This window comes from Anabaena sp. AL93, assembly GCF_001672085.1.
Taxonomy (GTDB): Bacteria; Cyanobacteriota; Cyanobacteriia; order Cyanobacteriales; family Nostocaceae; genus Dolichospermum; species Dolichospermum heterosporum.
Genome location: NZ_LJOU01000021.1, coordinates 51,500 through 61,090, shown reverse-complemented (window position 1 = coordinate 61,090; position 9,591 = coordinate 51,500). Strand labels below are relative to the sequence as shown.

Genomic DNA, 9,591 nt, shown 5'->3' with positions numbered 1-9,591 from the left:
GGGTAGGGGAGGTAAGGGGGGTAAGGGAGGGAAGAACAGAAGTTTTTTCGATCATTACCCGTCAAAATAAATTTGACGAACTACTAGTTCCCTCCAAAACCATCCCCTATCGCTGGGTAGAAATTGCTGTAGGCATTTATTTAATATCTAACTTTTGGTAGATGACGATGGATTTACTTGGTGCATATTTGGATTTTATCCAATTCAAACATTAAAGAAAACTAAAAAACTAGCGAATTCTCGGAAAATTAGCGGTTTTTGCTATTGCTTTTATTTTTAAATGTGCTTATTATGTCAGAAGATATAATACTTGTTACAAAAAAAGGGAACAGGGAACTCTTAACTGGGAACAGATAAGAAACACTCATTTGCACCAGTTTAGAGCTTCAGTCAAAAAAAAGATGTTTTTAAAAGATGCGTAGCACGAAAAAAACAGTGTCATTATTTCAATCTCATGTTTTTAAACATGAGTTTTTCCTGTTCCCTGTTGCTTCTTCCTCTGAAATCAGGCAATCTTAAAAAGACCATTCGTGGTCAAAAAAACCGAAATTGGGGGGCTAATTCGGAAGTTTCGCCTGTTGACTGGACTTACTGAAGCACAGTTTGGAGCTTATCTAGATGTGACTTATGGTACTGTTAAGCGTTGGGAAAATGAGCGATCTAAGCCCTCAGCTATGGATATGGACAAGATTGGGCAGAAGTTTGGGGAAGTGGGGGAACAATTTCCCCTGCTATTGATGATCTGAATGAATTATCGGGATATAAACAATGAAGATAGAACAGTTACAGCCAGGAATCATTATTTGCGGAGACAAATTTCCTGAACCCGTAAAAGTTTTATCATCTAAAATGATAGGAACTTCCAGAGTAAAAATAGAAGCTGTTGGTATTAATACTAATAAATATTATGATCCTGTTATTCCTATTCAAGAATTAATTGATCTCCAAGAACAAAAAGACCTACAATTTCAATTTACAGGAAATCCTGAATCAGTATTTTTATACTTAGAAGGAACACGCATTCGCAATGCTTTTCAATTTGACCCTCTTTATGGTATCAGTGCATCCCAAGTTGACCCATTACCCCATCAAATTGAAGCTATTTATCATTACATTCTCAAAAGTCCTAATATTCGTTTCTTATTAGCAGATGACCCCGGTGCTGGTAAAACCATCATGGGAGGATTATTAATTAAAGAATTAAAATATCGAGGTTTAGTAAATAGAGTATTAATCGTTGTTCCTGGACATCTCAAAGGCCAATGGTTACGAGAGATGAAGGAGCGTTTTTCTGAGAAGTTTTTGATGGTAGACAGGGGAGTAGTTAATGCTAGTTGGAGTCAAAATGTTTGGACAGAATTTCCTCAAATCATTACCTCCCTTGATTTTATTAAACAAAATGATGTGCAGTTAGCTTTTAATGATGCTAGATGGGATTTAGTTATTGTTGATGAAGCTCATAAAATGTCTGCTTATAAATATGGAGAGAAAATTAGTAAAACTGCTCGTTATACTGTAGGAGAAACCCTATCTAGTAATTCTAAATATTTAATTTTACTAACTGCTACTCCCCATAGAGGAGATCCTGAAAACTTCAAATTATTTCTGGATTTACTACAACCTAACTTCTTTGCTAATACAGAAATGTTAGCAACTTCTATTGAAGATGCAGATAATCCTTTATTTTTACGTCGTTTAAAAGAAGATTTAAAAAACTTTGATGGACAACCTTTATTCCCACCCCGTTTAGTGGAAACGATTAAGTATTATCTGAATGAAGAAGAGAAAAAACTTTATAATGCTGTTACCGATTATGTAGAAGAGAACTTTAACAAAGCTCTCCAAAAAGAAAAACGTAATGTGGCTTTTGCTTTAACTGTTCTGCAAAGACGTTTGGCTTCTAGCGTCAGAGCCGTTTTAAAATCTTTAGAACGTCGCAAACAACGATTAGAAGATTTATATAAAAAAGGCAAATTAATTCAGGATGGTATTTATAATGAAGATTATCTAGAAGACTTGGAAGATGAGGAACGCTACAGTAAAGAAGAAGAATTACTTGCTAAATTATCTTCAGCCGAATCTTTAGATGAATTAAAGTTAGAAATTACTAATTTAGAGTTTTTAGTTAAGTTAGCTAAAGCAGCAGAAAAGCAAGAGATTGAAACAAAACTCAATCGCTTACGGGAAGTTTTAGAAGAAAGAAAAATTCGAGAAAGTAAGGAAAAGTTACTAATTTTCACTGAGTCAAAAGATACAATGGAATATTTAGCAGAAAAGCTGAAAAAGTGGGAGTATAGTGTGACTTTAATTCATGGTGGCTTAAATATGGATGCTCGGATTAAAGCTGAATATGAGTTTAAAAATAAAACTCAAATTATGGTAGCTACGGAAGCCGCAGGTGAAGGTATTAATCTACAATTTTGTTGGTTAATGGTGAATTATGATATTCCTTGGAATCCTAATCGCTTAGAACAAAGAATGGGTAGAATTCATCGCTATGGACAAGAACATGAAGTTCATATTTACAATTTAGTGGCTTTGGATACTAGGGAAGGTCAGGTTTTACAAAAGCTATTTGATAAGTTAGAAGCAATGAAAGAAGCTCTAGGAGATAGAGTTTTTGATGTCATTGGTGATGTTTTACAAGGTGCTAGTTTAAAGGATTTAATTCTCGATGCGATCGCTAATAAAAGAACCATAGATGATATCTTAGCAGACATGGATAAAGTTCCAGATATGGAAGCAATTAATAAAGTTAAACAGGCTAGTTTAGAGGCTTTGGCTACTCGTCATATTGATTTATCTCGAATTAATCAAGAACAGCGTACAGCTAAGGAAAATCGTCTTGTACCAGAATATATTGAAAGGTTCTTTTTAAGAGCAGCTAAATATTTAAAAATCAAAGTCGAAAAACGTCAAAATGGCTTTTGGCGTATTACTAATGTGCCTTTTGAGTTAAGAAATCAACCCCATGAGTTTAAACTCAAATATGGAGAAGTACAACGAGAATATTTAAACTTTGGTTTTGAGAAAAAAGCTACTTCCAAAGCACAAGCAGAATTTGTTACCAGTGGTCATCCTTTAATGGAAGCAATTTTAGAACATTTATTTAAACAATATCAAAAAGAAATAGATAAAGGCTCAGTTTTTTTAGACCCTGATGGTAAATGGGACGGTTTATTATGGTTTATGTCTGGTGAAATTCAAGATGGTAGTGGAGAAATAGCCGGACGTAGATTAGTGTGTTTGTATCAAGACAAGTTAGATAATTTTCAAATTGTTAATCCTTCAGTGCTATGGGATTTAAAGCCCAATGACGAATCTACAGAAATTATAGAAGAATTAGTAGAAGCATTAAAAGTTAGCAATCTGAAATCTAAACTGGAAAATGCTATAGCTTATATTTTAGATAACTATTTAGACCCCTATCAACAAGAATTATTACAGAAACGTTTATCAGATGCTCAAATTAAGCGAAAATACGGTTTAAAATCCATTGATTCTTTAATTTTAGAGTCAGAAGCCAAATTAACTGACTATGAGATTAGAAAAATCCAAGGTGATAATATTCCTGATGTCATTATTGGTAATGAACAGCGTAACCGAGATGATTTAGAACAGAAAAAACTCAAGTTAGAAGAAGATATTAGAGTCCAAACTAATCTTTATCTTTCAGAACCTGAGATTTTAAGCGTTATTCAAGTCATACCTATTGTTCCTAAATTTGGCAGTTCTGACCAACATAGTAATAAAGAAATTGAATTAATTGGTATGGAAACTACTATTGAATACGAGAAACAACAGCAGAGAAATCCTCAAGATGTTTCTTTAGAATATGTAGGTTATGACATTCGTTCCTGTGATGATTCAGGTAATTATCGTTATATCGAAGTTAAAGCTAGGTCTGCTACTGGAGCAATTTCTTTAACTCCTAATGAATGGGTAATGGCTAATCGTTTAGGAGATGAATATTGGCTTTATATTGTGGAAAATGCAGCAACTAATCCTACATTATACACAATTCAAAATCCAGCACTTCATTTAAACCCTGCTGAGGAGGTAAGTGTAATTCGGTATGTCGTTAATGATTGGCGTTATCATGCTAATTGTGAAAGCAATCAGAGTTAGATCCCGGACTTCTTAGAGAAGTCCGGGATCTGATAAAATTAATAAAATAACCAGGGATATAATATTAATTATGAGCGACATTACCGCAAATTATGATGATACATGGAAAGAAGCAATAGGAGAATATCTGGAATTATTCTTACTATTCTTCTATCCAGAAATTCACCAAGAAATTGACTGGAGTAAACAACCAATATCCTTAGATAAGGAATTAGAACAAATTACCGCATCAAGTCAAACAGAAAAACGGTATGCGGATAAATTGTTTCAAGTGTGGTTATTAAATGGTGAAATAATTTGGATTTTAATTCATATAGAAGTACAAAGTCAATATGATAAAGAGTTTCCAAAAAGAATGTTTATCTACAATTATCGTTCTTTTGATTTATTTAATCAACCAGTAATTAGTTTAGCAATATTAGGAGATGAAAACAAAAAATGGCGACCAAATAGTTATGAATACGGTTTAGGTAATAGTCGAGTCAAAATTGAATTTAGTATAGTCAAACTATTAGACTATGAATGGGAATATCTGACCACAAGTGATAATCTCTTTGCTACAATAGTAATGGCACATCTGAAAACCAAAGCTACCACTAGTAATTTAACTGAAAGAGAACAATGGAAATGGAGTTTAGTTAGAGCATTATATCAAAAGGGCTTAACTAAGTTTGATATTATTAATCTAGTTAAGATCATTGATAAAATGATGACTTTACCACCACCATTACAAACAGCATTTGAAACCAAATTAGATGATTACGAAAAGGAGTTAAATATGCCATTCCTCAGCACTATTGAAGAAAACGCCCAAGCAAAAGGTAAGGAAATTGGTGCTAGAAAAACTTGTCAAGAAAACATTATCAAAATCCTCTCTAACAGATTTGCTAATCTTCCAGAAAAGATGATCTATACTATCAAGCAAATTGATGATATGTCTATCCTGGAAAATTTACTTTTACCCAGTATTCATGTTAATTCTCTGGAGGAATTTCAGCAGTTAATTGATTCCTATTTACCGCAAAATTAACCAAATTCAGATCCCTGACTTCTCTGCTAAAGATACCCCTCCAAAAGATCCCCGACTTCTCTAAGAAGTCGGGGATCTGAAAACCTCACAACCACTAAAACTATGAACCAAGCAGCTATAGAACAATCATTTCCCATCCAAGAAGTTAGCGAATATTCCGCTAAAGAAAAAAACATTAGACATGGACATATTTTACCTTACATATTTGGTGGTCAAGAAAACCTTTAGCTGCTTCCCGTGCTACTATTTATGCTGCTTTAGTTCCCGCTTTTACAGAATCAGAAATTAAACAGAAAAATCAATTTATAGCAGAACTTTCTAAATGGGAAAATGCTAATAATCAAGAATTATTAAATCAAGCTAGGGCTGATATTTTAGAAGCTAATAATGGCATTCCTCCCAAGGTTTTAGACCCCTTTTCTGGTGGTGGTTCTATTCCTTTGGAAGCGTTGAGATTGGGTTGTGAAACCTATGCTAATGATTTAAACCCTGTAGCAGTTTTAATTGAAAAGGCAACTTTAGAATTTCCCCAAAAATATGGACAATTAAAAACTAGAATTATTGAACTTGCAGATGCTAAAAACAAAGAAGTTCAAAATCCCACACTTGAACAGGAATATAATCCTCTATTGGAAGATGTGAAAAAATGGGGTAATTGGGTATTAGAAACTGCTAAGGAAGAAATCGGTAAATTTTACCCTCATGAAGCCGATGGGCGTATTCCTGTAGGTTATTATTGGATGAGAACGGTTACTTGTCAAAATCCTGATTGTGGGGTAGAAATTCCCTTAACTTCTAATTTGTGGTTGGCTAAAAAAGATAATAAGAAAGTTGCTTTAAAAATCATTCCTATAATTAATGAATCAGGAAATAATCAAATTGATTTTGAAATTGTCGCAAATGATAATATTGATTTTGATCCTACAACGGGTACAGTAGCAAGAGCTAAGGTAATTTGTCCCTGTTGTGGTAGTAGTTTAACTGATAAAGATACTAGAAAACAATTTATAGATGGTATTGCTAGTCAAAGAATGGTTGCGGTGGTTTTACACAATCCTAAACAATCTGGTAAAACCTATCGGTTAGCAACTGCTGAAGATATGGAAATATTTAATGATGCTCAATCTTATTTAGAATCTAAGCAGAATGATTTATGGGATAAGTGGGGTATTGATCCTATTCCTGATGAAGAATTACCTTTAATGAGTGGTGTTTTTAATGTTCCTTTATATGGAATGAATACCTGGGGATCTTTATTTAATTCCCGTCAAAAGTTAGCTTTAATTACGTTTGCTGATGCTGTAAAACAAGCTCATCAATTAATCTTAAAAGAAGGGTATGATGAAGATTATGCTAAAGCGATCGCTACTTATTTGGCTATTATTTTAGATCGTTTAGCTGATAAAAATTCTAATTTAGTCGGTTGGGATAATACTTGTGAAAAAATACAGCACGTTTTTGCTCGTCAAGCTTTACCTATGCTATGGGATTATGTAGAACTTAATAGTTTTACTAATGTTGGATTTCCTAATATGCAGGAATGGATAATTAAAATTATAGATCATTGCTCACAATTAAAAAATATTTCTGCTATAACAACTCAATCATCAGCAACAAATTTACCCTATCCTGATAATTATTTTGATGCAATAATTACAGATCCTCCTTATTATGACAGTGTACCCTATTCCTACTTATCAGATTTTTTCTATGTTTGGCTATCAAGAAATATAGGAGAATATTACCCCGAACTATTTGCCACTCCTCTAACTCCTAAATCAGATGAAGCCGTAGCTTATAGTCATGATAACGGCGGTACAGAAGCAGGAAAACAATATTTTGAAGAAAAAATCGGTCAAGCATTTCAAGAAATTTCCCGCACCTTAAAACCATCAGGAATAGCTGTTATTGTTTTTGCCCATAAATCTACAGATGCTTGGGAAACTATTATTAATGCCCTTTCAAAAGCAGGATTATATTTAACAGGAAGTATTCCTATTCATAGCGAAATGAAATCAAGATTAAGAGCAATGGATTCAGCCGCATTAGCATCATCAATATACATGGTATGTCGTAAACGTACCAGTGCAGAAACAGCCTATTTTGAAGAAATAGAAACCCAACTACAGGAAAAGATCAAAGAAAGATTAGACCATTTTTGGAGTCAAGGAATAAGCGGTAGTGACTTCTTTATTTCTGCCATTGGTCCTGCATTAGAAGTATTTGGAAAATACCAAACCGTAGAAACTTATGCAGGAGACACCATAGAAGCAGCAACCCTATTAGAATTTATCCGTAAAACCGTTAGTGAATACGCATTAACTAAAATTCTCAAAAACCCGCAAGAACTGGGAGGAATTGACCCCCAAACCCGCTTTTATTTACTATGGCGGTGGACATTTGGTAATAGTAAAGTCATATTTGACGAAGGACGAAAATTAGCATCAGCTTGTGGTATAGAAATTACCGAATATTGGAATAAAGGATTTATTAAGAAAGATAAAGAATTTATTACAGTTCTTAGTCCCAAAGATAGAGATAAAAAATTTATTGACCAAGAAAAACTAGAAAACATGGTTGATATCCTGCATCAAATGTTATTATTATGGGAGAAGAATAATAGAGAGAAAATTACAGAACTTTTAACCAGCACAGGAAAATTAAATAATAATGCCTTTTGGCAAGTAGCACAATCTATTTCTGAAGTATTACCAGATGGTGATAAGGAAAAGCAGATGTTACAAGGTTTACTTTATGGACGGGAAAGTTATCAAAAAGCAGGAAGTGAAAGTAAACAATTAGGGTTGTTTTAATCAGGGTTGTTGGAAAATTATTACACCTCTTTTCTATAGGGAGAGGATCTGAAGTCCGTAGGTTGGGTAGAACGAAGTGAAACCCAACAAAAGCTAACAAGTAATAACTTACAAATGTTGGGTTTCGTTCCTCAACCCAACCTACAGCATCTGAACCTGTAATTTCTCTTGCTAGTCCGTAGGTTGAGTAGAACGAAGTGAAACCCAACAAAAGCTAACAAGTAATAGTTGGGTTTCGTTCCTCAACCCAACCTACAGCATCTGAACCTGTAATTTCTCTTGCTAGTCCGTAGGTTGAGTAGAACGAAGTGAAACCCAACAAAAGCTAACAAGTAATAGTTGGGTTTCGTTCCTCAACCCAACCTACAGCATCTGAACCTGTAATTTCTCTTGCTAGTCCGTAGGTTGGGTAGAACGAAGTGAAACCCAACAAAAGCTAACAAGTAATAACTTACAAATGTTGGGTTTCGTTCCTCAACCCAACCTACAGCATCTGAACCTGTAATTTCTCTTGCTAGTCCGTAGGTTGGGTAGAACGAAGTGAAACCCAACAAAAGCTAACAAGTAATAACTTACAAATGTTGGGTTTCGTTCCTCAACCCAACCTACAGCATCTGAACCTGTAATTTCTCTTGCTAGTCCGTAGGTTGAGTAGAACGAAGTGAAACCCAACAAAAGCTAACAAGTAATAACTTACAAATGTTGGGTTTCGTTCCTCAACCCAACCTACAGCATCTGAAACTGTAATTTCTCTTGCTAGTTAATACTAGTTAATAAATGTGGTTCTTCGGTTATTTTTATGGAAACCCTGGTTCAAAATCATTGAAAGCCCTATTGTGTAGGCATTTCATTGAAAATATGGAAATAATTGTTTATAACCCTTGTCCCGTAAGGGTTTTGTTATCATCAATCCTCAATCACCATAAAAGAGACGCAAGAGCCATAAATGTTAGCCAAAATTCAAACAAAATCACAAGGAGTTGTTTATGAACTTACAATTAGTTGATTCCCTAGTTCACATCATCAATACTTTAACCTTGGAAGAAAAACAAATTTTGCAAACAAAAATCCTTTCTATACTTCCAAAAAAACCAGAATTAACTCCATTAAAAGAAGAGCCTTTTATTGGAATATGGTCTGATAGAACAGATATGGAAAATAGCACTGAATGGGTGAAAAATATTAGACAAAAAGAGTGGAGATAAATTATGATTTTAGTAGATACATATATATTAATAGATGTTAGTCGTAATATTGACATAGCTATTAATCGTCTTGATTTAGAAGAAAAAACGAATCAGATTAGTATTAGCGTCATTACTGAAATGGAATTAATAGTAGGCTGTAGAAACAAACTAGAATTACAGCATATCAACAAATTTTTATCCCGTTATGACATTAGCCAAATCAATGATAATATATCAATTTTTACGGTAGAATTAATCAAAACCTACCGTTTAAGTCATGGATTATTAATGCCAGATGCCTTTATTGCTGCTACATCTATTATTAATAATTTTCCTTTACTAACAAAGAACCAAAGTGATTATCGCTTTATTTCTGGAATTAATTTACTCCCTTATCCTTAACTAATTGATTATATTATTACCAAATCAAATA

General features: G+C 33.7%; 7 protein-coding genes and 1 pseudogene. All 8 read left to right on the top strand.

What is annotated here, in order from left to right; all coding sequences use genetic code 11:
- Positions 1-530 precede the first annotated feature (530 nt).
- The 8 genes and pseudogenes from AN486_RS07650 to AN486_RS07620 all read left to right on the top strand — a co-directional run bounded on the left by AN486_RS07650 (position 531) and on the right by AN486_RS07620 (position 9,560).
- A complete protein-coding gene (locus AN486_RS07650) occupies positions 531-746 on the top strand; it encodes a helix-turn-helix transcriptional regulator (protein ID WP_234413185.1) in 216 nt (71 codons plus the stop codon).
- A gap of 22 nt (positions 747-768) precedes the next feature.
- Positions 769-4,128, top strand: a complete 3,360-nt coding sequence (locus AN486_RS07645; protein ID WP_290599976.1) for a helicase-related protein — start codon at positions 769-771, stop codon at positions 4,126-4,128.
- Between the two features lie 70 nt (positions 4,129-4,198).
- Positions 4,199-5,158 (top strand): hypothetical protein, encoded by a 960-nt coding sequence (locus AN486_RS07640; protein WP_168636741.1) that lies wholly within the window; start codon positions 4,199-4,201, stop codon positions 5,156-5,158.
- A 102-nt stretch (positions 5,159-5,260) separates the two neighbouring features.
- Positions 5,261-5,386, top strand: a complete 126-nt coding sequence (locus AN486_RS07635; RefSeq protein ID WP_205748600.1) for a DUF1156 domain-containing protein — start codon at positions 5,261-5,263, stop codon at positions 5,384-5,386.
- Positions 5,362-5,424 (top strand): annotated as a pseudogene (locus AN486_RS26645) (DUF1156 domain-containing protein); the annotation flags it as partial. The gene AN486_RS07635 and the pseudogene AN486_RS26645, both read left to right, overlap by 25 nt.
- Positions 5,425-5,607: 183 nt before the next feature.
- The gene (locus tag AN486_RS07630) at positions 5,608-7,971 is read left to right on the top strand and encodes a hypothetical protein (RefSeq protein WP_290599973.1); all 2,364 of its coding nucleotides are present in this window, start codon (positions 5,608-5,610) and stop codon (positions 7,969-7,971) included.
- Between the two features lie 986 nt (positions 7,972-8,957).
- Entirely contained in the window at positions 8,958-9,176 is a 219-nt protein-coding gene (locus tag AN486_RS07625) for a hypothetical protein (RefSeq protein ID WP_053539518.1), read from the top strand.
- A gap of 3 nt (positions 9,177-9,179) precedes the next feature.
- Complete coding sequence (locus AN486_RS07620; protein WP_290599970.1) at positions 9,180-9,560, top strand: type II toxin-antitoxin system VapC family toxin; 381 nt, start codon at positions 9,180-9,182, stop codon at positions 9,558-9,560.
- Positions 9,561-9,591: the final 31 nt, after the last annotated feature.

Coding starts and splice junctions, on each gene's coding strand:
- AN486_RS07645 (WP_290599976.1), top strand. CDS start 769: ATGAAGATAGAACAGTTACAGCCAGGAATCATTATTTGCGGAGACAAA.
- AN486_RS07640 (WP_168636741.1), top strand. CDS start 4,199: ATGAGCGACATTACCGCAAATTATGATGATACATGGAAAGAAGCAATA.
- AN486_RS07635 (WP_205748600.1), top strand. CDS start 5,261: ATGAACCAAGCAGCTATAGAACAATCATTTCCCATCCAAGAAGTTAGC.
- AN486_RS07625 (WP_053539518.1), top strand. CDS start 8,958: ATGAACTTACAATTAGTTGATTCCCTAGTTCACATCATCAATACTTTA.
- AN486_RS07620 (WP_290599970.1), top strand. CDS start 9,180: ATGATTTTAGTAGATACATATATATTAATAGATGTTAGTCGTAATATT.